The 630-nt window shown below is 32.7% G+C and carries 1 protein-coding gene; it reads left to right on the top strand.

All coding sequences use genetic code 11. The features are described from left to right. A partial coding sequence (locus H4O18_RS21880; protein ID WP_425489147.1) for a nucleotidyltransferase domain-containing protein occupies positions 1–307 on the top strand: 307 nt, incomplete at its 5' end. Positions 308–630 lie beyond the last annotated feature (323 nt).

The raw sequence follows: 630 nt of genomic DNA, 5'->3' as shown, positions 1-630 counted from the left end.
AAAAAAATTAGAAGATATAGGATACAAAATAGAAGTTGATTGGATGCCTTCACGTATGGAACTTAAACATAAAGAATATGGATATTTAGATATTCATCCTATAAATTTAAATGATGATGGTTCCATTACTCAAGCAAACCCAGAAGGTGGCAATTACATCTTTCAAAATGAATGGTTTTCAGAAACTAATTATAAAGGTCGAAAAATACCATGCATTTCCAAAGAAGCTCAACTTCTTTTTCATTCCGGTTATGAATTAACAGAAAAAGACCATTTTGATATAAAAAATTTAAAATCAATAACTTAGTTTCTTTATTCCAATTGCTTTATTCCAATTGCTTTATTGACGTTGAGCCTCCGAACCCTTAACGATCCCAAAACTTGCCGAATGGTCGGCTTAATAGCTCACGCTATGCCGACATTCGTCTGCAAGTTTAGTTAAGGGTTCTTCTCAACGCACAATAAATTTTCTCGGCATAAATGCGTGTTCTATTTTTTATTTTTACTCCTCTTGATAGCAAAAAACGCCATTCCAATACAAAACCACATACCTATAATCGATATCCAAATAGCAGTCATAGAATCACTCCTTTTTAGCAAACTTTATCACAATAGTTATCGCTTTACAGG

Origin of the sequence: Arenibacter arenosicollis, assembly GCF_014397245.1 — a bacterium.
GTDB classification, from domain to species: domain Bacteria; phylum Bacteroidota; class Bacteroidia; order Flavobacteriales; family Flavobacteriaceae; genus Arenibacter; species Arenibacter arenosicollis.
This window is presented reverse-complemented; position numbering and strand designations above follow the sequence as displayed.